Genomic DNA, 23,541 nt, shown 5'->3' on the forward strand with positions numbered 1-23,541 from the left:
AGAATCCATTTTAGACATGAACTTCACATATTTGCAAAAAACTGTTAGAATTATTGAAGGGCTTTCTATGAAAAAGTACAAACATTTCGAAACCAACGCCATCAGAACGCAAATCGCGACCACGCACGAAAAAGAACATGCGTCGCCGATGTACCTTACTTCCAGTTTTGTGTTTGATGACGCCGAAGAAATGCGAGCGACTTTTGCTGAAGAAATAGACCGCAATACCTACAGTAGATTCACCAATCCTAACACCACAGAATTCATTGATAAAATGTGCGCCCTTGAAGGTGCAGAAGCTGGGTATGCGACAGCTACAGGTATGGCAGCCGTGTTTTCTACTTTTGCCACCTTGCTCAATGCAGGCGACCACTTACTTTCTTGCCGATCCATTTTTGGGTCTTCGCATTCGGTGATCACCAAGTTTCTTCCAAAATACAAGATTGAAAGCACTTATTTAGACCTCGACAACACGGACAGCTGGCAAGATAAAGTGCAAGAAAACTCAAAGGTACTTTTCTTAGAAACACCAACGAATCCAGGTATTGAATTAATTGACCTTGAGTTTGCAGGGGCTTTCGCCAAAAAGAACAACCTGATTTTGATCGTTGACAATTGTTTTGCTACTCCTTATCTACAACAACCGATAGAATATGGTGCGGATTTAGTTATTCATTCCGCCACTAAATACCTTGACGGACAAGGAAGAGTGATGGGAGGCATGATTGTAGGCAGAGCAGACCTTATCAAAGAAATATATACATTTAGCAGAAGTACTGGTCCCGCCCTTTCCCCGTTCAACGCTTGGGTGCTTTCTAAAAGTTTAGAAACACTGGCTATTAGAATGGAAAAGCATGGTGAAAATGCTTTGAAATTAGCCGAATGGCTAGAAGCAAATGAGCAAGTAGAATGGGTGCGTTATCCTTTCCTACCGTCTCATCCTCAACATGAAATTGCCAAGAAGCAAATGAGAAGTGGTGGCGGCATGGTATGTTTCGGAATCAAAGGTGGTGTAGAAAGAGGCCGACAATTTCTTAATAGTATTGAAATGTGTAGCCTGACTGCCAATCTGGGCGATACGCGTACAATTGTTACTCACCCGGCATCTACCACACATGCACGACTCACAGATGAAGAAAGAGCAGCTACTGGTATTGCACCTAATCTGATCAGAATTTCTGCAGGTCTTGAGCATATCGAAGATATTATTGCTGATTTGGAGCAGGCTTTTGGGCGGTCGTCTGATTGACATCATTGGCATTCAATCCTCCCAGCCTCCTTCTCCAAGGAGGAGAATTGTTTTATTTTCAATTAAACATTTACTAATCAATCGCTCTTCTACTAAATTTAGATAAACCAAAATCTAAATGAGCGACAAGACTAAGGATCAGATCAGCGATTGGCTGAATAAACTCGAGCGTGAAAGTTGGCAGTTGGAGCTACTGGTTTCGGCTTTTACCATTTTCTTGCTGATACAAGCGATTCTCTCTTTTGAGGGCTTCATCACCGAGCTTGAATTTCAATACAATTTGCGATCAGGACAGTATAGTATGCTGTATCTTTTCATTGGCTTGCTTTTCAAATCACTGGAAGCGCTCACCTTTTGTTTAATAGCCCATCTCATGCTCAGAGGCTTTTGGATAGGGACGATAGGATTGCGCTCTGTCCAATCCAAAATCAATTTCTCTGATCTTAACTACAACGATTTCTTTACTGAAAAGCTCAAAAAAAGAGTCATCAGCCTGGATCAGCTGGTGATCAAGTTAGACGAAATATGTAGTGTCATTTTTGCTTTTGCCTTTTTAGTGATCTCCATCTTATTAGCATTTGGGATGTATCTGATCTTTTTTGGAATGATCGCTGTAGTACTCAATTTCATTTCTGATTTGATGCCTGATTGGTTCGACATAGTTATACAAGTAACTGCCATTATTGTCTTTCCAATCATACTGCTGACAGGTATTATTTATATGCTCGATTATTTCACTCTAGGCTTTTTCAAAAAAATCAAATGGTTTGCTCGAGTGTACTATCCATTTTACAGACTCTATAATTTGATTACGCTATCCGTTTTGAGTAGAAGCATCTACTACTACATGATCAGTAAATTTTCAAAGAAGCGAATTAGACTCATATATGCGCTAGGCGGCTTTGTCTTATTTTTCACCATGATTTTCAGATTTGATCAGCACCAGTACTTTCCTGAAAAATTGAATCAACAAGTCATAGCTGCCAACTATTATGACGATCAGCGCCCAGCAGATGATTATATAGAACGAGCCAGTATCAGTTCAGACTTTGTGGACAAGCCTTTTTTGAAGGTTTTTTTAAGGTACGACGCCTTTGACAATGTCCGAATCAGTGAATTCTGTGAAGGTTTCACACCACAGAAAGAAGATGGGCTCAATTGGAGGTTTAAATCCAAGTTTGAAAATGGAAATTTGAATATTGGCAATCAGCGCTTTGACGATGAAGACATCGACCAATTGCTTTCATGTCTCAGTGCTATATATCAGCTTTCTATCAACGAATCGATTTACCACGAACTTAATTATCGGTTTTACACCCATCCATCCAAGCAGCAAAAAGGGATTATCACTTATATACCGACCAATCAATTTATGGAAGGAGAGAATTTATTGAAGATTGAGAAAATCTACCTCGACTCAGCCAAAGTGGCGAATTATGAGTGGTTCGCAACCATTCCCTTTTGGTACAAGAAAAATTAGGCTTTAGCCGGAGCCAATTGACTTTCTGGAGTGCCCAACCATTTGAGCATATTGGTATGCTCACGCAAAGTTTCGAAAAATCCTTCTTTGGCGTGATACGGAATACCATATTCAGCAGCCGTTTCTTTTACGATCGGTGCAATGGCGTGGTAATGCACGTGACAAATGTGAGGGTACAAATGATGTTCAACCTGATAGTTCAACCCACCGGCATACCAAGTCACGAATTTATTGCTATTGGCAAAATTTACAGAAGTGTACAACTGATGAACAAATCTTGAATACGGCACATTGCCATTTTCATCTGGTTGAGGATATTCTACCTCTTCGAGCAAATGAGCAGGCTGGAAAATAAAGCCTAGTGCTGTACCAGCAGCCAAGTGCATCACAAAGAATCCTAAAAAGATCTCACCGCCGGTATAGCTCGTGTACATGATAGGTAAACCAATCACATAGCTATAGTAGAATACTTTGGTGAATATCAAAATGGCATACTCTTTAAAAACGCTACTTGTATTTTTAGCCAACAGGCCTTCTTTCGTGTACCGGATCATTTTGGCAAAGTCCTTGAAAGTCACCCAAAAGAACGTCCCTAAGGCATAAAATGCCCACGCATAGATGTATTGATACTTGTGAACCGGCTTTAGTTTCGTAGCAGGATGAAAACGAAGAATTGCCTTTGGCTCTATGTCTTCATCGTGATCTTCAATGTTCGTATAGGTGTGGTGCTTGATGTTGTGCTGAATTTTCCAGTTGATGGCACAGCCACCTACCAAATTCAAGGTATAACCAAAAAATTTATTCACTGAGCTCTTTGCAGAATAAGCACCATGAATACCATCGTGCATCACTCCTAAACCTACGCCAGCCATTCCCAGTCCCATGATCAAACAGAGAACTATAGCCAATATACCTGTAGGCTCGAAATACACCAAACTCCCAAAAGGCACAAAAAATAGGCACAACATAAATACAGTCTTGATGTACATTTCAAGATTTCCATACTTAGAAACACCTTTTGTTTTAAAGTACTCATTCACTCTCCCGTTCAACACTTTAGCAAATTCCTTAGATTTTGCATCTTCATTGTTGAAATAAATATTTCCTACTTCGCTCATTAATTCTTTGAATTACTTTAACTGCCTAGCACATAGCTCAAACCGACCCGCAATATAGCTCCTATCGCACTAAGATCGCTCCGAATTTTGGATTAGTTCCTATGACAAGAATCAGTATGTTTGCCCCAATAAACTATAATTAGTACCGTATGAGTCCACTTTTGGTATTTTCAGTCGTCGCAGGGTATTTCATCCTACTGATGACCATTGCTCATTTCACTTCTAAAAATTCCGACGCCGAGTCTTTCTTCACAGCTAATAGACAATCGCCTTGGTATTTAGTTGCCTTTGGTATGATCGGCGCTTCGCTATCAGGTGTTACTTTCATCTCCGTACCAGGAGAAGTAGGCAATAGCCATTGGGCGTATTTTCAGATGGTACTCGGATATCTTTTGGGCTATTTGGTGATTGCTACTGTCCTTCTGCCCTTGTATTACAAAATGAACTTGGTATCCATCTACCAATATTTGGATTCCAGATTTGGGGAAAGTGCTTATAAAACGGGGGCATTCTTTTTTTTGGTTTCCAGAGTAATTGGCGCCTCTTTTAGATTGTTCCTAGTGGCAACAGTTTTGCAAATCGCGTTTTTCGATGCCTATAATATCCCATTTTCAGTTTCAGTATTTGTGACCATTGCATTGATCTGGCTCTATACCTTTAAAGGTGGAATTAAGACCATAGTTTGGACCGATACCCTGCAAACACTCTTTATGTTACTAGCGGTAGGCATTAGCATTTCCATCATTGGCAGTCAGCTAGATCTATCTTTTGGTGGACTGATGCAGATAATCCAATCGAGCGATTTGTCCGACACTTTCATTTGGGACTGGCAGGCTCCGCGCAACTTTTTTAAACAGTTTTTCGCAGGGGCATTCATTGCGATCGTGATGACGGGTCTAGACCAGGATATGATGCAAAAGAATTTGACTTGTCGTTCACTCGGAGACGCACAGAAAAATGTTTTTTGGTTTAGCATCGTGCTCATTTTTGCCAATTTGCTTTTCCTGTCTCTAGGTGTATTGCTCTATCATTTTGTTGAGGTCAACCAGATTGATTTGACTAATACCACTGATGCCCTATTTCCATATCTGGCGTTGAATCACTTTGGAGTATTCGGAGGAGTCGTTTTTCTTTTAGGGGTGACGGCTGCAGCTTATTCCAGCGCCGATTCCGCATTGACCGCGCTGACCACTTCTTTTTATATTGATTTCTTAGAAAAAGATCCAAGCCAGAGTGATAGTAAAAACAGAATGCTGGTTCACTTTGGATTCTCTGTTCTTATATTTATCGTCATACTTATCTTTCAAGCCATCAATGACGACAGTGTAATCAATGCCGTTTTTAGAGTGGCTGGCTATACTTACGGTCCATTACTCGGCTTGTATGCTTTCGGGTTATTTACCACACAATCTGTCAAAGACCAATGGATACCAGTGGTTTGCGTTTTGGCACCTCTATTGACCTATATGATTAATGAGAATTCAGTCGTTTGGCTGGGAGGCTACAAATTCGGATTTGAATTGTTACTGCTGAATGGATTATTGACTTTTTTAGGTCTGACCGCATTGATCAGAAAATCATAATTCCAATTCCAAAGCCGGATCCCAGAAGTGCGTCTTGAAGTTCTGGATTTTGTCTTTGACAATAGTTAGCCCTTCGGCTTCCAATTTCTCTTGCATGGTATCGGGGGTGGCAAAATGCATTTTACCAGTTAACAACCCTTGAGCATTTACCACTCGATGAGCAGGTACATCTGGCAAACCATGGGCGGCATTCATCGCCCAACCTACCATCCGGGCACTCAGTCCTGATCCCAAAAATTTTCCAATGGCGCCATAGTTGGTTACTCTTCCCTCTGGGATGAGTTTGACTACTTCGTAGACGTCTTTGAAAAAAGAATGCTCCTTCATTACTTAGTTAACATTAAATGCCATTTCGAACGACAGTGAGAAATCTTATTGTTCTACAATTCGCTAATGAGATTTCTCCGCTGCGCTACGAAATGACAAAATCAATAAAATCTACTTATAGATTCCTGCCTTATTCATGGCATGCTGAAACTTCTCAGCGTTTCGATTGTGATCAACAAGATTTGTTGCAAAGTTGTGATATCCAGAGAAATCCTCTTTGGCACAGAAGTATAGATACTTATGCTCCTTCGCATTCAAAACTGCATCGATGGATGTTATACTTGGCATATTAATAGGCCCGGGAGGTAATCCCTGATACTTATAAGTGTTGTATGGTGAATCAATAGCCTTATGCTTATTGAGCACTCTTTTGATCGTGAAGTCTTGAGCAGCGAATACTAAGGTCGGGTCTGCCTGGAGCGGATACCCTCTTTTTATTCTATTCAAATAAACTCCTGCTACGACAGGACGCTCATCAGACTTGATAGTTTCCGCTTGTACGATCGCTGCCAAGGCTGAAACTTCTTTTGGAGTCATACCCAATGCTTCGGCTTTCTTCAATCGCTCACCATTCCAAAACTTGTCATACTCTTTCTTGAGGCGAGCCAATAAATCTTCTGGCTTGGTATTCCACCACATTTTATAGGTATTAGGAATAAACATGCCAATCATGGTCAAGCTATCAAACCCCAAAGACTGCTGAATGGAATCATTCAACACAAGTGCAGCAAATTGCTCTTCAGTCATCTCCAGATTGCGCGTGATTTTTTCAGGCAAGTCGCTTAATAGACGGGCGTTATTGAAAGTAACATTCACCTCCGTCTGATCACCAGAACGAAGCATTCTGATCACTTGCACATTGGTCATACTCGGTTCGATCAGGTACAAACCCGGCTTCACCAGTTGATCGTAATCCATCATCTTAGACAAGAAACTGAATGACACTAAATCATTCACATATCGACCATCATACAATTGATTCTGAACTTCCTTGAAAGTAGAGCCAGTACGAATCATCAGCGGTTTGGGATCTTGCTCAACCAGGAAGTTGGGCGAATAGATCATCTGCCAGAAGTAAAACCCAAAAGAGGAAAGCATCATGGAAAAAGCCACGATTGCCGAACCCATTACTATTTTCTTTTTATCCATCGGCGGCAAAAGTAATAGAACTTAGTAATTAAGTCGGAAGACCGAAGTCAGAAGTTCCGGTTCGCTCTTCTGTCTTCAATCTTCTGACTTCAATCTCACACATTTGTTTTAATTTTAGCACTTCAATCATGGAAACAGCTTTTATAAAACTATATGAGGAAAACCCAGATCCTCAAAAAATCGACACCATCGTAAAAACGCTGGAAAATGGTGGTGTGATCATCTATCCTACTGATACCGTTTATGGTATGGGCTGCAGTATTTTCAATACCAAAGCCATTGACAAAATCAAAAGGCTGAAGCAAATCAAAGGAAAAACGAACTTCTCCTTTATCTGTTATGACCTCAGCCATATTTCAGAATACACCAAATCATTACCTAACCCGGTTTTTAAGTTGATGAAAAAGGCACTTCCAGGTCCTTTCACTTTCATTCTCAATGCCAGCAACAAAGTCCCCAAACTTTTGAATGCCTCCAAAAAAACAGTGGGTATCAGAGTGCCTGACAATAACATCCCGAGAGAAATAGTCAAAAGACTGGGCAATCCAATCATAACCACTTCTATCCATGATGATGACGAAGTATTGGAGTACTCAACAGATCCAGAATTGATCTATGAAAAATATGAAGGACTGGTAGATATAGTGATCGACGGTGGCTATGGCGAAGTGGTGGCCAGTACAGTCGTGGATTGCACCTCAGACGAGCCAGAGCTGGTAAGAGAAGGTTTGGGTGATTTGAGTGAATTTCTATGAGCACCTTAATTGAAAGTCAATACTTCCCTTGTTTGGAATATTTCAGTCTAATCAAGAACCGTCAAGAAGTTTGGATTGAAACCAAAGAGCATTTCGTCAAACAAACGTATCGCAACCGATGTTATATCCTGGATGCCAATCGAGTGCTGCCACTAGCCATCCCTATGATTGGTGGAAATAAAAAAATCCCCATGGACGAAATTAAAATCGACTATGGTCAGAAGTGGCTCAACAATCATTGGCGAGCCATCATTTCAGCTTACAATAAATCTCCGTTTTTTGAATACTACGAGCCCTACTTGCATCAGATTTTATTTCAAAAACATGAGACACTTTTGGCACTAAACAACGAAGTGCTGACATTCTGTCTCAAAGTCCTCAATATTGACACCGAGATAAAATACACATCCACCTATAAAAAAGGGCCATTCGACGAAACGGAGGATGTTCGTTCGGTAATCCACCCTAAATCGGATTATATTTGTCGAGAGTATTTCACCCCCATCCCGTACCAACAATTGTTTGGTAGCAAATTTGCTGCTAACCTCAGTATTCTGGATTTGCTCAGTTGTGTTGGGCCGGATTCGGACAAATACTTATAATTTCTAAAGTCAGGAAACGATTCCATTAATTATTTCGTTTTTGGATAAGATTTTAGGATATTAAAATTTATTTTTACTACACACAAAGTAGCGTATGGAGGCAAAGTTTTCAAATAGGGTAAAGGAAGTCATTTCGTTGAGCAGAGAAGAGGCGTTAAGGCTAGGTCATGATTATATCGGAACTGAGCATTTGATATTAGGCATGATCCGAGAAGGTGAAGGTGTAGCAGTGAGCTTATTGAAAAAATTAGGCGTATCACTAGACGAACTAAGAGCTTCAATAGAAAAAGCTACTAAAGGTTCTGCGACGAACAACGTAAAGAACCTCGCCAATATTCCATTGACCCGTCAATCAGAAAAAGTATTAAAAATCACTTATCTAGAAGCAAAAATCTTCAAAAGCCATTTGATTGGCACGGAGCATTTGTTGCTTTCTATTTTGAGAGATGAAGATAATATCGGCACACAGATTCTAGACAAATTTGATGTAGCCTATGATGTAGTGAAAGAACTACTAGAATATCAAACGGAACACCCGATGGGCTCTTCAGACACTGACGAACCGGATGAAGATTCATCAAGACTCTTCGGTTCTGGCAGTGGTGCTGGTGGTGGCTCATCTTCAAGCAAAGAATCTGCGAAAGGTGGCGACAAGTCTAGAACACCCGTTCTTGACAACTTTGGTCGTGACTTAACAAAGATGGCCGAAGAGGATGCATTAGATCCTATCGTAGGTCGTGATAAAGAAATTGAACGTGTAGCTCAGATTCTAAGTAGAAGAAAGAAAAATAACCCAATTCTGATTGGTGAGCCTGGTGTAGGTAAAACTGCTATCGCGGAAGGCCTGGCCCTTCGTATCATTCAGAAAAAGGTGTCTCGTGTTCTATTTGGCAAAAGAGTGGTTACACTCGATTTGGCTTCTTTGGTAGCGGGAACAAAATATAGAGGACAGTTCGAAGAAAGAATGAAAGCGGTGATGAACGAGATTGAAAAATCTCCGGAGGTGATCCTATTCATTGACGAACTACATACCATTGTAGGTGCAGGTGGAGCTTCTGGCTCGCTAGATGCTTCCAATATGTTTAAGCCGGCGCTTGCCCGAGGAGAAATCCAATGCATCGGGGCTACTACCTTGGATGAGTACAGACAATACATTGAAAAAGATGGGGCTTTGGCTCGTAGATTCCAAATCGTAATGGTAGATGCCACTACGCCGGATGAGACCAAGCAAATCTTGAACAATATCAAAGACAAATACGAGAGCCATCACAACGTGAACTACACGGAAGAGGCGATCGAAGCTTGTGTGAATTTATCAGATCGCTATATCAGCGACAGGTTCTTGCCAGACAAAGCCATCGACGTGATGGACGAAGCTGGATCGAGAGTTCACATCAACAATATTTATGTGCCTGACGAAATTGTAAGCTTGGAAGAGTCTATCGAAGACATCAAGGTACAAAAGAATCAGGTGGTGAAAAGTCAGAAGTACGAAGAGGCAGCACAGCTTCGTGACAAAGAGAAGAAGCTTATCGAGCAGTTGGAGACAGCTAAAGCGAAGTGGGAAGAAGAGACTAAATCTCAGCGATTCACTGTAAACGAAGAAAATGTAGCCGAAGTAATCGCTATGATGACTGGCGTACCTGCCAAGCGTGTGGCTCAAAAAGAGAGCAACAAGCTGCTAGGCATGAAAGATGATTTGAAGAAAAAAATCATCGGACAAGACGAAGTCATCGAAAAATTAGCGAAAGCTATTCAGCGTACCAGAGTAGGCTTGAAAGATCCGAAGAAGCCGATTGGCTCGTTTGTATTCTTAGGCCCTACTGGAGTAGGTAAAACAGAATTGGCGAAAGTCCTTTCTCAATACCTATTCGATAAGGACGACGCCTTAGTGAGAATCGATATGAGTGAGTATATGGAGAAATTCTCTGTATCAAGACTCGTAGGAGCACCTCCGGGATACGTAGGCTACGAAGAAGGTGGTCAGCTGACTGAAAAGGTCAGAAGAAAGCCATATAGCGTGGTTCTTTTGGATGAAATCGAAAAAGCGCACCCAGATGTGTTCAACATCTTGCTACAAGTGCTAGACGATGGTATTTTAACTGATGGACTAGGTAGAAAAGTCGATTTCAGAAATACGATCATCATCATGACTTCCAACATTGGTGTGCGTGACTTGAAGGACTTCGGTGCTGGTATCGGGTTCATGAACAAGAACAAAAAGGACAACTTAGATGAAGTGATGAAGTCAACCATCCAGAGTGCTTTGAAGAAGACCTTCAGCCCTGAGTTCTTGAACAGATTGGATGATGTAATCACTTTCAACTCATTGGAAAGAGAGCACATCCACAAGATCATCGATATCACTTTGGACAAATTGCTAGAGCGAATCATCGACTTGGGTTACAACATCGAATTGACAGATAAAGCCAAAGACTTCTTGTCTGAAAAAGGCTATGACTCTCAATATGGTGCGAGACCGTTGAACAGAGCGATTCAGAAGTACCTGGAAGATCCAATTGCTGAAGAGATCCTAAAAGGCGAAGTAGCCGAAGGAGAAACGCTGGTAGCGGATCATAAAGCCAAAGACGATGTTTTGACCATTTCTGTAAAGAAGAAAAAGTCGTCCAAAAAAGAGAAGAAAGAAGAAGAGTAACGACGTCATTTCGAGTGACGGAGGAGCGAGAAATACCCCGACAGCAGCAGTGCAGCTGGGGATATCTCCCTTTACGCTTTCGCTAAAGCTTCAGCGCAAGCGAATGGTCGATATGACGAAGATAAAATAGCTCAAGGTTTAAGCCCTGAGCTATTTTTTTGACCTCTTACCTCATGACGCTAAGATCACGCCTATCGTCGAGATGACAAATAATATTAATACTGGCTTTTGATGTCATTTCGAACGATCCGATCGAGAGGGAGGTGAAGTGAGAAATCTTATTGAACTTCTTAGAGCAAATGATCTGAATCACAGACACGTGCAAGAAGGTATATTGCTAAGGACAATTAAGTTTTGTTGCAAAAACAATCGGTTGGTTCTCCCATTCTCCATTTTTCTTGACGTAAATATCAAGAGTTCCTCTGGATTTCCTAACAGAATCTCCTTCATCTGAAATAGTCCATAAATAACTCGCACCTGATTTCTTACCGCGTCTTAAATCTGAAACCAAATATAAGTATGCATCAGATCCATCCACATTAGTTATTGTTAATCCATGACTATTATGATTCCATCTTCTATCCATTTTATCAGTGATGGTTCCGTAAAACTCCATGCCTCTAACCTGTTCTACAAATTCACAGTGGTCATATGGGCCATTAATTATCCTACTAATCATAACCGTCAAAAAGATAGTTGTGGCAATTGCTGAAAACCCTTTCCCAACAAAGCCTACTCGATTCCACCATCTTTCAGAATTTTCAATTCTTTTAATGTTTTTGATTTGTAAGTTCATATTTCCCAGTGACTTAAAGTCAATACCCCCCATTATACTTCCTGATGAACCACTCGATTGAAACAAGGGTCAGAAGCACAAACAAAATCCATTTGAGATGGATGACTGGGAAGATGTCCTCTTGGGAATGGATGATACCTTTGAGTTGGAAATTGTCGATGTCCATTAATGGCGTCTCCGTATCCGCGTAGAACTTGCCTTCGGTGTTATAAGCTACTTGACGAAGCAGGTCGAAGTCAGCGACTTGATCGAGTTCTTCGAGCTGGAGTTCTTTCACAGAGAATTTTCCATAGACTGTTTCTGGTTTACCATTGAGTGTGACTTTTGCCTGATAGTTGTACAAGCCGGGCTCAAAGTTGGCCGCTTCCAGTCTGGAATAGGCTGAGCTTGGTGTGAAGTTGAATTCTTTATTGAATCCATCGGCATTAGTGACTACTACTTGTACTTGCTCACCATAGACACGTTCGTAAATCTGGTTGTAGATTTCTGCATGGAATTTCACCGTTTGGTTTTCGAAATAGGTATTGCTCTCTGGGTAAAATTTGAACTTTCGTTTGTCCACTTTGGTACTCAGATATTGGATAGTCTTTAGAAAGAGATCATCGAACGTTTCAGAACCATCCGTCGTCGCAAACTCTTGCATTCTCCATTTCCAAATCCCATCAGCCAGCAGATAGGCTGATTTCTGTGCGTTTTGTTCTACCAAGTATAGCAGCGGTTTGTCTGTCTGGATGCTTCCGACTCGTTGATACATCAAGATTTCCGCGTTAGCAGGCAGAGTGGCTTCTCCATAGGGCACACTCACGGGCGGGAAGCTATTGAAGTTTTCACGAGCTTCATCCGCCAGAGAAAACAGGCTAAACTCATCATTCAAAGCTCCAAAAACCATGTCTCGTTTGGCACCTTTCTGACTAAAAGTAAAAAGCTCCTCCGTTCGGCTGGCCATCAAGATATTGGACCTGCCGCCAAAGATGAGCAATGCCGGCACGCCTTGTTCTCTTTGTTTTTGCACGGCCTCATTCGCTTGTTTGTATCGGTTATACGCTTGGTGAGCGATCACCAAATCATATTTGTCTTCCTTCCATTCATTCACACCAGGAATGTAGGTCGTCAACTCATAGTTTTGATTTTTTTCAATTACGGCAGCCAGCGTTTTGATATCCGGATGTGGTGTAGGTGCTACTAGCAATATCTTTTGTTTGCCATCCACTACGTCAACAAAAATCCTCCTGAAGTTGTTGGAAGCCACCGACTCTCCTTTCAGTACTTTTAACCGAAGGTCAAGTTGTTGCATGCCGTTATCACCTGCTTCTACTTCCAGTTCTACTCTTGTCAGTCCTTCGTTGCTGGTGAGTTTTACATTTTGAGCAGCCAATACTTTCCCATTACCTCGTACTTCTAATCTCACCTCTTGACCCGCATAACCATGATTAACCACCTCAGCGACTACTGGGAATTTATTTCCTTGATAAGCCAGTTTGTTGTACAATACATTTTGCAAGACTAAATCTTGTTTTTGCAAGGTGTCCCCGACGCCTATGGCATACACGGGGTAATTGTATGGAAAAAATGCTGGCGAAGTGCCTTGGTTATATTTTCCATCAGATATCAAATAAACGCCACCCAGATTCTTTCCTTCATAATTGGACTGCAAATCTCTGAGCCATCTATCCAGATTGGTAATTTTCTGATCAAAAACGATTTCATTCAAACTAGCAGATTTTCCATCCAACGTATGAACAAAAACTTCATAGTTTTTGGATTCTAGTTTCTGTTTCACTTGCTCTGCATCAGTCAAAAATTGCTGTCGCTGAACAGAGTCCAGTCCCTGAACCATCGAAATGGAATTGTCGATGGCGATCACAAATGATGGTTGCTCTACTTCATTCACCATTTGGTTAAGCAATGGATTGAGTAAAAGAATCAACAAAACAAAAATGAGCAGAAATCTGAGTCCGTTGAGCAGCCAGTTGGTCAAACTATTCCAAGGTGACTTTTTGGTGTACACCAAATAGGAAATAGCCGCCGCCAAAAGCAAACAAAGTGGCACGTACCAAACGGATTGTTCAAAGGTTAATTCTGGCAATTTCTCAGCTTATGATGGAAAGTGATTGTACGAAAAAATGAAGATAATGATTGGGGGTGGAAAAGAAAAGGGGTGAGTAATTTTATAAATATTACCGTCATAGCCCTGCTTGTCGGGGCTATCCCTTTCGACTGGTAGCATGACTGAAGAACAGCTCTTACCACAGGCGGATCACCCGGACTACCGCCGGGTGATGACGACTGTTGTATTTTAATTTTATTATGTCAACATCGCACCATCCACTTGGATCACCTGACCCGAGATGTAAGTCGACTGGTCTCCACCTAAGAATACGCAACAATCTGCTACTTCTTCTGGCTGACCACCACGTTTCATTGGGATGGCGTCTCTCCAGCCTTGAACGGTCTTTTCGTCCAAGGCATCCGTCATATCCGTTTCGATGAAGCCAGGAGCTACTGCATTACATCTGATATTTCTAGACCCTAGTTCCAATGCTACTGATTTGGTAAAACCGATAATACCTGCTTTAGAAGCGGCATAGTTGGCCTGACCGGCGTTTCCTTTTACGCCTACTACTGAAGTGATATTGATGATAGATCCAGCTTTTTGTTTCATAAAAGTACGTGTAGCTGCTTTCACGGTGTTGAAACATGATCTCAAGTTGATATTGATCACGTCGTCCCACATCTCTACAGTCATTCTCATCAACAGATTATCCTTAGTGATACCCGCATTATTCACCAAAATATCCAGGCTACCGAAGTCTGCTACCACATTATTAATCAACTCTTCTGCAGCAGCAAAATCAGAAGCATCTGATCTATACCCTTTGGCTTGCACACCTTTGGCTTCTAGCTCTTTTACTAATGCTTCGCCCTTCTCTACACTAGACAAATAAGTGAATGCTACATTAGCGCCTTGTTCGGCATATTTCATCGCGATGGCACGTCCGATTCCTTTAGAAGCACCCGTGACCAAAGCTGTTTTTCCTTGTAATAAACCCATGTTTGATTTGATTTGTATCTCGTTAGATTTTCTTAAAGCCTCAAAAGTAATCGCTTTCGCTAAATGTGCCTTATGGAGAGATGAAATATTGGTCAGACACCCCTCATATCTGGAAACAAAAAAATCCCGCAGGCCAAAGCCCACGGGATTACTAACTACTCAATTCACCTTTTCTTTACAACACTACTTCTTCCAACTCTGGTGCTGCCGGAAAGTCAACTGGAATCTGAGTAGAACCAAACAAGAAGTTGCTGATGGTTTTGTCTCCAATTAACAGAACAGTATCTACCAAATTTTCCTTGGTATAACCTGCCTCGAAGAAAGCATCTATGGCAGATTGCTCAGGCTTACTTCTATTCACTGTCGCACTTTTTACATATTTGGCCAAAGCATCTAGCTTAGAATCAAACGAAGCTGCTCCTGTTCTTATTTCTAGGATTTCCTCTTCAGTAAATCCATTCATCTTACCGATTGCTGTGTGCGCTGCTTTACAATAGTCACAATCATTGACTTCGCTCACTACCAGGTTTACGACTTCCTTTTCTTTTCCAGACAAGGAAGTTTTTCTTCCCGACAAGGCCAGATAATCAGCCAAAGCATTTTCTGAATGTGTGTAGGTCGCATACAGGTTTGGTACGAATCCTACCTGACTTTTCAAGTTGTCAAAAATCGCTTGATTGTTTGCTGATACTTCTTCTCTTGAGGGTACGTTAAAGCTTTCCATTTTTCGTTTGTTTATGATTTAAAATTTTAATTTCTAATCGTATAAACTGGATAAGCTTGCGCAGGTAATAGCTAATTATTCCTGAATGATTGTCGATTTTTCCCGATCTACCACATTTTGCTTTCTAAACTCCACCGGAGACGAATTCGTGCATTTTTTAAAGAGCTTATTGAAGGAGGAGACATTATCAAAACCAAGGTCAAAAGCGATCTCCTTAGCTGATTTACTGGTTTTCAACAGTTGACGTCTAGCTTCTATGACCACTCTATCGTGAATGAGTTGCAGTGGCGATTTGCTGCCATGCTGCTTAAACACGTTTGACAAGGTCTTTGGAGATTTGAACATCAAGTCCGCATAATCAGCGACCTGCTTCAATGATTTATAATGTTCATCTACCAACACGTTAAATTTCCTAATGGTCTCGGATGCATCGGTCGCCACTGAAACACCTAAGGTCTGTGCTCGAGCCAAGCGCGTGCATTTGATAATGAACCTTTTCAATAACATCTGGAGCATCTCCCCTTGAATGTTGTCCTTGTTTTGAAATTCATCTTCAAATACCTGCAACAAAGACTGCAAACTGCTTCTCTCCTTTTCATCCAATGACAAAATCGGCAGGTCTCTGGCTCCCATAAATAATAGCCCATTGCAGGAGACTTCATGGTCGTGGTCTTTGATACAATAGAACTCACGATTGAATGACAATACAGTAAGCGCTGGCAACGGCCTATGAAACCTGACCGAATGCACGTAAGTGACTGTGGTGATTTCATCAGGCCCAAGAGTAATTGTCGACCCATCCACATCAAAACACACAGGATCATCTCCTTGATTCCAGATCATGTGAATCAAACCTTTTTGAATACTGGCGTCTTCTACAATAAGCCCTACATTATCAGTCAATCGAAGCAAAGCATTGAGCTGATGGTCTTTATAATCGAAATACATCTTTTGCTATTTCTATCTAAAACACCTCCTTTCAGAATTGGTTCTCTGTTTTATAAAAACTTCAAATTTCAATTCGCTACCACTTGTATGGATCTCTGACCAAATGAAACATTTTGCTTGTATATCAGTAAAAAAAGCAGGATTTTAGCAGTTGACTCTAAGAGTCAGCTATAAGAAAAAGTAAGCATGCATAGAAAGAAATTTACGGATACCGCGATTAACTCGCTGATCATTGTGATGATGATCTCGTTCGTGATTTCTGATGTTTTTCCTGATTACTCACTAGAGCAGCAAACAGTGAACATGGAAGAAGCCGATTTGGATGGTGAAGAATCCAGTGAAGAGAAAAAGGAAAGTTCCGAACAAAAGGAAAAATTCCAACAAGACATTTCTCATGCTCATGGCCTAATTTTCGAGGCTCAAGACAAACGAGGTCATTTATCTAATGATCTGTTGCTTCAGGAGCTTTGCCTACCGGTAATCACCCCTCCGCCCGACCGATTGATTTAAGACTATCATAGTCTACGCTCAACCTTAAACTTTAAGTCAATTATTCAATCGGACTCATTGAGTCTATACAAATATGCATCATGAAGAATTCAGATAATCAAGGATTTTTTAGTCACTTAGGTAGTGACTTTCCGGCCAGTTTGGTCGTATTTTTAGTAGCCGTTCCACTGTGTTTAGGAATTGCTTTGGCGTCAGGCGCGCCGTTGTTTTCAGGTATTATTGCTGGTATTGTAGGCGGTATTGTTGTAGCCTTAATCAGTAAGTCACAGCTTGGTGTTAGTGGTCCTGCTGCCGGATTAGCTGTAATTGTACTCACCGCGATTGGCGACATGGGTTCTTTCGAAAATTTTCTTGCCGCTGTAGTAATCGCTGGTATTTTTCAGGTGCTACTGGGTGTTTTCAAGACGGGAGTTTTTGCTTATTACCTCCCCTCTTCAGTCATCAAAGGTATGCTTTCAGGTATTGGATTGATTATCATCCTAAAGCAAATTCCTCACGCTTTTGGATATGACGCAGATCCTGAAGGCGACTTAGATTTTATCCAGTCTGATGGACACAATACTTTCACAGAATTGTTTTATGCATGGGAAAATATTACGCCAGGTGCCTTAGTAATCAGTATGCTTGGTTTAGCTATTCTTATTCTATGGGAGCAGCCATTCATGAAAAAATTCAGCTTTACTAAAATATTAAATGGTCCATTATTGGCTGTCGCAACGGGTATTGGTCTAAATGTATTTTTCGATGGCAATGAATTCTTCTCTCTTCATGGTGAGCATGTCGTAAACATCCCTGTAAATGACAGTATTCAAGCTTTCTTTGGACAATTCACGAGTCCAAACTTTGCCATGCTTACTGAATCCAAAACATACACAGTGGCATTAACGATCGCTATCGTAGCGAGTATCGAAACACTTCTTAGTGTAGAGGCTACAGACAAAATGGACCCTGAAAGAAGAATTACACCTACCAACAGAGAACTTATCGCTCAAGGCGTTGGTAACTCAGTATCTGGCCTTATCGGAGGTCTACCAATTACTCAAGTAATCGTAAGAAGTTCTGCCAACATCCAATCTGGTGGTAAAACCAGAGCTTCAGCATTTTTCCACGGTATCATGCTCTTAGTTTGTGTAATGGCTATTCCTCAAGTGCTAAACCTTATCCCACTAGCTAGTTTGGCTGCTGTCCTTTTAGTTGTAGGATACAAACTGGTCAAGCCATCGATTTTCAAGGCGATGTACAAGACTGGACATTCTCAATTCTACTCTTTCATTGTCACTATAGTGGCTATTGTATTTACTGATCTATTGACGGGTATTGGTCTTGGCTTGGCCGTGGCAATGGTATTTATACTGTGGAATAACTTCAAAACGCCGTATCACTTTGATCCTAATGAAATCAAAGAAGGTGAGCCGATTAAAATTGATTTATCTGAAGATGTGAGCTTTTTGAACAAAGCAGGGTTTATCAAGACTTTCGGATTACTTCCAGAGAATTCGCATGTGATCATAGATGCCACCAGGACGAAAGACATTCATTGGGATGTACTAGAAGTAATTGAAGATTTTAAAATCAATGCCAAATCCAGAGGCATAAATCTAGAGTTGGTTGGATTTGATAAACACCTGTCTATAATGGAATAGAAAATGATGCAGTGCCGCCATGGTTACTTTTTGGACTTAAATCCAGAAATTAGTCATGGCGGCTTTTTTTTATAGCTTATTAGCCAATTGTTTGGCCTTCCTTTTTGCTTTGTAATGCGCTTTGGTAGCAAAATATAATACCTTCTCCACTTCCGCATGCACCTTGCCTTCTGCGCTCACCAAATCCACTTTCATTACATAATCCTTCTCTTTTAGTTCACTCAGTTCTTTCTTGACCTGCGATACAAATTCCTTGGTGATGACAAACTCGGCGTAAAGTGTGGTATTACCCGGTCTTCTGAATCTTATCGAAGCCGACTTATCCCACACCACATAATCCTTGCCCAGAATATTAATCAGCTGCACCATGTAGATTCCATCTACGCAGCTATACATGGACCCACCATAGATCGTACCTACATAGTTTCTGGTTTTGTAATTGAGTGGCAATTTGATTTTGGCATAATGAAAATCGTCGCTAGCCTCTATCATTCGAGCACCCGTCCTTCTAAACCCAGGAAAGAGGTTGAACATCCATTTGAACACCCTACCGCGTCCAAAAAAATCGCCCAAAGTATATAGTAGTTTTTCCATCCCATTTGATCGTCATAATTCTATATTTTGACTGCCGGTTACTTTAATCCTATGCTTCTGCAGCGTCTTGACTTTTTCAGGATTATCGGTTAACATTCTGATTGAACCTACACCGATTTGTTTCAATATCTTGGCAGCTGCAGAAAAGTCTCTATTGTCCTTACTAAACCCAACCGCTTCATAAGCCACGGCCTGATTTATACCTTGCCGTTTATATTTCACGCTATTCAAAAGAGCAAAATGGCCATTGCCTTTTCCTTCCTGATCCAATAAAATGATAATGCCCTTTCCTGCTTCTCCAATCAATTGCTGTGATATATCCATTTGTTCCTGACAGTCACACTCAACGCTATTGAAATAATGACCAAAAATGCAGGAAGAATGAACTCTACATAGCACATCCTCTGCTCCTGCCAAATCTCCAATCATCAAAGCAATTGACTCCTTTTGACCATCATAATAAAGCGCTTCAGTAAACTCACCAAATTTAGTTTTCAATGGTCCTTCTGCCAGTTTCACTATCATATTTCAACTACATTTATTCATTCGGTTTCAAGATACGGAAACGATACCAAAGAGTTCCTGCAGGACCATACAATAAAAAAAACCTCACAGGAATATCCCATGAGGCCCTACTAATCCACATAATAATATCTGTCTATCTAAACCATTTACCCTCCGGCATTTCTGGTTCTATTTGATCTTGCATATCACTCCTGTTTTCACTGATCCATTTTTCCATTTTTTGGATTATTTGAGGATTGGACTCGGCCATGTCAACCATTTCTGATGGATCATTTTTCAGATCATAAAGCTCCCAACTACTTTCTGTGTTATGCCTCAACATTTTCCAATCCCCCATTCTTATGGCTTGTTGAAGTTCATTGGATTGATAAACCATGGCGTCCCAATCAAAGGCGGGTAATTCCCAATAAAGTGCTTCATGCCTTAATTGCTCATCTTCATTGCCTAATAAGGTAGGGACGATTGATAGGCCATCAGTACTATTTGGCACCAAGTCGCTCGCATTTGCCATGTCAGCTAGAGTCGGCATAATATCAGGAAAATAAATAGGCAGCTCACTAACAATCCCAGGGTTTATTTTTCCCGGCCACTTAACAATAAACGGCACTCTTATTCCGCCCTCGTAAAAGGTATGTTTATACCCCCTAAATGGTTGATTAACAGAAAAATAGGCATCATATTTTTTACCTCCACCATTGTCTGAACAGAAAATCACAATCGTATTGTCCTCAATATTCAATTCTTTTAATAGCGACTGAATCTGGCCTAAATCTCTATCAACTCGACTATTCATACCTGCATATTCTTTTGCTTCAAGCGGTAAATTCAAAGAATCATATAACAAAAATGAAGCATCATCATTTGGTATTACCGGATTACCAACATCATCTGTATGCGGTATCGTCCAAGAGCCGAAGCAAAAAAATTGTCCCTCTTTATTATCTCTAATAAACTGTTTCATTTTTTTCATAATGATGTTCTGAGTATAAGATTCCGAACTACTATCTGATGGAATTTCAACTTTCTTGCCATTATTCCATAGATAATCTGTATAATAGAAATGGGCATGTATCTGGTGGTAATACCCGAAAAACTCATCAAAACCTTGTTTTTCAGGAACGCCGGATGTTCTGACATCACCCAAGCCCCATTTACCAAATCCACCGGTTGTATAACCTTTCGCCTTTAATATTTCGGCAAAAGTGGTATCCTCATCATTGATCGCAATTCCACCTGTATTACCTCTCAACGAAGTGTGACCAACATGTTGCCCAAGAAGCAAAGAACTTCTTGAAGGTGCACAAACAGAACTTCCGGCATACGCTTGTGTAAATTTCATGCCCTCAGCTGCCAACTGATCAATGAAGGGTGTTTGAATTATTTTTCCTCCATAAGTTCCGGGCACCCCATAGCCCATATCATCAGCCATAATAAAAATGATATTAGGTGGTTTTGTCTCTTGATTCTCAAGATTTCGAGAACTACAAGAATTCATAAGAACCAAAAAGAGACATACTGCCGTGAAATTGTACAATGTTTTAAAAGTCATCATTTAATAGTTTTAGGTAATCAAAAGTCAAATTGTTAAAATCATAATTTTCTTCGTGCAGGTGTTTGATGATTTTTTCATCCTTTTTAAACACAATCCATTTAGGCTTACCTGATTCCCATTCAGCCGAAACTGTCAGTCCACCCAGTGCTGGAAGATCATAAAATGCTGCGTTTTGCCATTCCTTAGTCATGGCAGGGAATATTCTGATATCATCTTGATGAGATTGTAACATCATGTGAATAGGAACAAGTATCAAAGAACTGTATCCGGTTAAGAAATAGGGCTGTTCCAAAACGGGAGCGTTAGTCTCATCAAATATTAATGCCTCTCCCATAGTAGCTTCAGATTGGTCAATCAGCTTGGTGCATAAATTGGACATCTGAAATGACATTTCTCCATTCCCATATAGTGCTTCAGTCAGAGCAAACCAATTCGACACAAAACTGATCATACCTTTTCCTTTCAAATTCCTTTCCCAAGTATTATCCAGCGTATTTCGAACCCTTGCTTTATCTAAATAGGGGATTTGCTCAATAGCAGGATAACCAAGATATGCGGCAGCTCGAATTCCGAAATAACCACCCCCTTCTCGTTTCTGAGGATCATCCAAAAACTCTAAATAGTACTTTTCATTTTGAGGAATAGCCAAAGATTCGACCACCTTCCTCCATTTCTGGCTTAAATCCTTATCCACCCCTTTTTTCTCTGCATATTCTGCTGCGGTCATAAGATTCCATCTGGCGGCTAAAACAGCATCCAGAACAGAATTTTCCATTATATTTTCTGATACAGAAAGCAGAGGTGGCAGATAGTAAATTCCACGTTCATTATCCCATACTACCAATGAACTCCACAATTCGGCGGTGCCTTTCAAAACAGGATAGGCATACTCGTCTTCAAAGAAAGGATCAGGGTATAGTCTATTTAGAATATGAAACATGCTAGCCGCAAATCCATCCAACTGTCTTTGCCAATCCCAATGCGAATCGCCTTCATAAACGACATTATCGCCAAAAGCCGTTAACTCATGGCCAAATGCCATAGCCAAAGGGCTAAGCGACTCCAGATACGTTTGTTTCCCGCGATCCTGACCCTTATAACTCAGATTATGGGTTCCCTGGAAAGGAAAAATTCTATTCACATTCGCTCGCAGTGCTTCAGGCTGATAGTGCCATTGCGCCATTTTATTAGCCTTTTCTCTATGTCCCAGAGAGGCAAAGGCAAGTGTTGACCACCCGGCATGTCCATACGTAAAAGCATGCATATCCCAATAAGTAGGAATTGAAAACTGCATTTCGCCAGGTAAAAAATGATCTGCTCCCGCAGTACTCATTAGAAAATAAAGACTTCGATAAAACCATTTGGCATAATCACTCTCTGGTAAGATGATAGATCCCATCTTATCCCAATCTTTATCTACTACAGCAAGATGTTCTGCCCTTAACGCCTCTATGGTTTGTTTTTTTGAAACAGCCTCTAATGCAATATTTTGATAATCAGGGTCATCAAATTCTGTGGTAATTGCTAACAATATTAATGCTTCACCATTGTCGTCCAATTCTAGTGTTACATTCCTTGATTTATTGGCATTTTGAATGCTGGAAGGGATATAGTGACAGGCCGCATATTTGGAATACCCCAGCGTATCATAATTCACCCATGTGCGGAGTTTATTATTCAGTGGGGTACTTTTTTCCGGTAAAGTCAATACCCAATCACGGGAGTCATCCGATAGATCCTTTAATCGAAAAACTAATAGGTGTTTATTTGATTTTGAAAAGAAGATTTCAGTTTCATAGCCCACACCGTTCTTCGACTCAACCTTTGTTGTCAGTACACCACTTTTTATGTCTAGCACTTGATCAAAGTGTGCATTAACTAATTGCTCATTTTTGAAATGATCAGTCTTGACTAATCGAAAACCATCTAACGGCTTTCTCCTGATCGAATCTTCCCACAGGTCGGTAAACCATAGTTGGTCGAAACCCAAACCATTTAAATCGACAAGCCCACCCATTTCAGCATTGCCCATAAGATATCTTAGGGCTACAGAGTCGTAGGATTCCCGATGAAAATTATATTGCCTTAAAGGCATCTCCTTTCTAACCGGATGTTCCGAAGGCTGTTGACAGGCTAAAAAGAAAAAAACTAGAGTAGAAAATAATAGATAACCCCTTATCATGATCAATAAAAATATTTTTGAAGCATGAAACCGTAGTTTCATGCTTCAATTAAATTGAAAAAATTGGGGTATAAAGTATCCGACTGCGATTTTTAT

At 40.7% G+C, this 23,541-nt stretch carries 20 protein-coding genes; 8 read left to right on the forward strand and 12 right to left on the reverse strand.

Going from position 1 to position 23,541, the window contains the following annotated elements:
- The first annotated feature begins 67 nt into the window (after positions 1 to 67).
- Entirely contained in the window at positions 68 to 1,249 is a 1,182-nt protein-coding gene (locus R8N23_RS16295) for a trans-sulfuration enzyme family protein (RefSeq protein ID WP_318172675.1), read from the forward strand.
- Between the two features lie 118 nt (positions 1,250 to 1,367).
- Positions 1,368 to 2,729 carry a hypothetical protein gene (locus tag R8N23_RS16300; protein WP_318172676.1) on the forward strand — a complete coding sequence of 454 codons (1,362 nt, stop codon included), beginning with the start codon at positions 1,368 to 1,370 and terminating at the stop codon, positions 2,727 to 2,729.
- Here R8N23_RS16300 and R8N23_RS16305 read toward each other — a convergent pair.
- Positions 2,726 to 3,847: an acyl-CoA desaturase gene (locus R8N23_RS16305; RefSeq protein WP_318172677.1), complete on the reverse strand. Its 1,122-nt coding sequence runs from the start codon at positions 3,845 to 3,847 to the stop codon at positions 2,726 to 2,728. The genes R8N23_RS16300 and R8N23_RS16305 overlap by 4 nt on opposite strands.
- A gap of 149 nt (positions 3,848 to 3,996) precedes the next feature.
- Here R8N23_RS16305 and R8N23_RS16310 point away from each other — a divergent pair, with 149 nt between their 5' ends.
- Positions 3,997 to 5,430: a sodium:solute symporter gene (locus R8N23_RS16310; protein ID WP_318172678.1), complete on the forward strand. Its 1,434-nt coding sequence runs from the start codon at positions 3,997 to 3,999 to the stop codon at positions 5,428 to 5,430.
- Here R8N23_RS16310 and R8N23_RS16315 read toward each other — a convergent pair.
- Both R8N23_RS16315 and mltG read right to left on the reverse strand, forming a co-directional pair.
- Complete coding sequence (locus R8N23_RS16315; protein WP_318172679.1) at positions 5,425 to 5,757, reverse strand: MGMT family protein; 333 nt, start codon at positions 5,755 to 5,757, stop codon at positions 5,425 to 5,427. The genes R8N23_RS16310 and R8N23_RS16315 overlap by 6 nt on opposite strands.
- 111 nt (positions 5,758 to 5,868) lie before the next feature.
- A complete protein-coding gene (gene mltG / locus R8N23_RS16320; RefSeq protein ID WP_318172680.1) occupies positions 5,869 to 6,906 on the reverse strand; it encodes an endolytic transglycosylase MltG in 1,038 nt (345 codons plus the stop codon).
- A gap of 128 nt (positions 6,907 to 7,034) precedes the next feature.
- Between mltG and R8N23_RS16325 the strand changes: the two genes are divergently transcribed.
- The 3 genes from R8N23_RS16325 (at position 7,035) to R8N23_RS16335 (ending at position 10,919) form a co-directional block, all read left to right on the forward strand.
- Positions 7,035 to 7,661 carry an L-threonylcarbamoyladenylate synthase gene (locus R8N23_RS16325; RefSeq protein ID WP_318172681.1) on the forward strand — a complete coding sequence of 209 codons (627 nt, stop codon included), beginning with the start codon at positions 7,035 to 7,037 and terminating at the stop codon, positions 7,659 to 7,661.
- Positions 7,658 to 8,263, forward strand: a complete 606-nt coding sequence (locus R8N23_RS16330; RefSeq protein WP_318172682.1) for a WbqC family protein — start codon at positions 7,658 to 7,660, stop codon at positions 8,261 to 8,263. Before R8N23_RS16325 ends, R8N23_RS16330 begins: the two co-directional genes overlap by 4 nt.
- 94 nt (positions 8,264 to 8,357) lie before the next feature.
- Positions 8,358 to 10,919 (forward strand): ATP-dependent Clp protease ATP-binding subunit, encoded by a 2,562-nt coding sequence (locus R8N23_RS16335; RefSeq protein WP_318172683.1) that lies wholly within the window; start codon positions 8,358 to 8,360, stop codon positions 10,917 to 10,919.
- A 337-nt stretch (positions 10,920 to 11,256) separates the two neighbouring features.
- On the opposite strand, the gene R8N23_RS16340 is transcribed toward R8N23_RS16335, so the two are convergent.
- The 5 genes from R8N23_RS16340 to R8N23_RS16360 all read right to left on the reverse strand — a co-directional run bounded on the left by R8N23_RS16340 (position 11,257) and on the right by R8N23_RS16360 (position 16,439).
- Positions 11,257 to 11,715, reverse strand: a complete 459-nt coding sequence (locus tag R8N23_RS16340; RefSeq protein WP_318172684.1) for a hypothetical protein — start codon at positions 11,713 to 11,715, stop codon at positions 11,257 to 11,259.
- Between the two features lie 19 nt (positions 11,716 to 11,734).
- Positions 11,735 to 13,801, reverse strand: coding sequence for a VWA domain-containing protein (locus R8N23_RS16345; RefSeq protein WP_318172685.1), 2,067 nt, complete (start codon positions 13,799 to 13,801; stop codon positions 11,735 to 11,737).
- A 219-nt stretch (positions 13,802 to 14,020) separates the two neighbouring features.
- The gene (fabG, locus tag R8N23_RS16350; protein ID WP_318172686.1) at positions 14,021 to 14,767 is read right to left on the reverse strand and encodes a 3-oxoacyl-[acyl-carrier-protein] reductase; all 747 of its coding nucleotides are present in this window, start codon (positions 14,765 to 14,767) and stop codon (positions 14,021 to 14,023) included.
- Between the two features lie 175 nt (positions 14,768 to 14,942).
- The gene (locus R8N23_RS16355; RefSeq protein WP_318172687.1) at positions 14,943 to 15,491 is read right to left on the reverse strand and encodes a carboxymuconolactone decarboxylase family protein; all 549 of its coding nucleotides are present in this window, start codon (positions 15,489 to 15,491) and stop codon (positions 14,943 to 14,945) included.
- Between the two features lie 75 nt (positions 15,492 to 15,566).
- Entirely contained in the window at positions 15,567 to 16,439 is an 873-nt protein-coding gene (locus R8N23_RS16360) for a helix-turn-helix domain-containing protein (protein WP_318172688.1), read from the reverse strand.
- A gap of 186 nt (positions 16,440 to 16,625) precedes the next feature.
- Here R8N23_RS16360 and R8N23_RS16365 point away from each other — a divergent pair, with 186 nt between their 5' ends.
- Complete coding sequence (locus tag R8N23_RS16365) at positions 16,626 to 16,949, forward strand: hypothetical protein (protein ID WP_318172689.1); 324 nt, start codon at positions 16,626 to 16,628, stop codon at positions 16,947 to 16,949.
- An 80-nt stretch (positions 16,950 to 17,029) separates the two neighbouring features.
- On the forward strand, positions 17,030 to 18,592 hold the full coding sequence (locus tag R8N23_RS16370) for a SulP family inorganic anion transporter (protein WP_318172690.1): 1,563 nt from the start codon (positions 17,030 to 17,032) through the stop codon (positions 18,590 to 18,592).
- A 69-nt stretch (positions 18,593 to 18,661) separates the two neighbouring features.
- Here R8N23_RS16370 and R8N23_RS16375 read toward each other — a convergent pair whose 3' ends face one another.
- The 4 genes from R8N23_RS16375 to R8N23_RS16390 form a co-directional block, all read right to left on the reverse strand.
- Positions 18,662 to 19,186, reverse strand: coding sequence for a DUF4442 domain-containing protein (locus R8N23_RS16375; protein WP_318172691.1), 525 nt, complete (start codon positions 19,184 to 19,186; stop codon positions 18,662 to 18,664).
- A gap of 12 nt (positions 19,187 to 19,198) precedes the next feature.
- A complete protein-coding gene (locus R8N23_RS16380; protein ID WP_318172692.1) occupies positions 19,199 to 19,711 on the reverse strand; it encodes a GTP cyclohydrolase in 513 nt (170 codons plus the stop codon).
- Positions 19,712 to 19,844: 133 nt separating this feature from the next.
- Positions 19,845 to 21,263 (reverse strand): arylsulfatase, encoded by a 1,419-nt coding sequence (locus tag R8N23_RS16385; RefSeq protein WP_318172693.1) that lies wholly within the window; start codon positions 21,261 to 21,263, stop codon positions 19,845 to 19,847.
- Positions 21,250 to 23,487 carry a glycoside hydrolase family 95-like protein gene (locus R8N23_RS16390; RefSeq protein ID WP_318172694.1) on the reverse strand — a complete coding sequence of 746 codons (2,238 nt, stop codon included), beginning with the start codon at positions 23,485 to 23,487 and terminating at the stop codon, positions 21,250 to 21,252. Before R8N23_RS16390 ends, R8N23_RS16385 begins: the two co-directional genes overlap by 14 nt.
- Positions 23,488 to 23,541: the final 54 nt, after the last annotated feature.

It is taken from the genome of Reichenbachiella sp. (assembly GCF_033344935.1).
In the GTDB taxonomy this organism is placed as follows: Bacteria; Bacteroidota; Bacteroidia; order Cytophagales; family Cyclobacteriaceae; genus Reichenbachiella.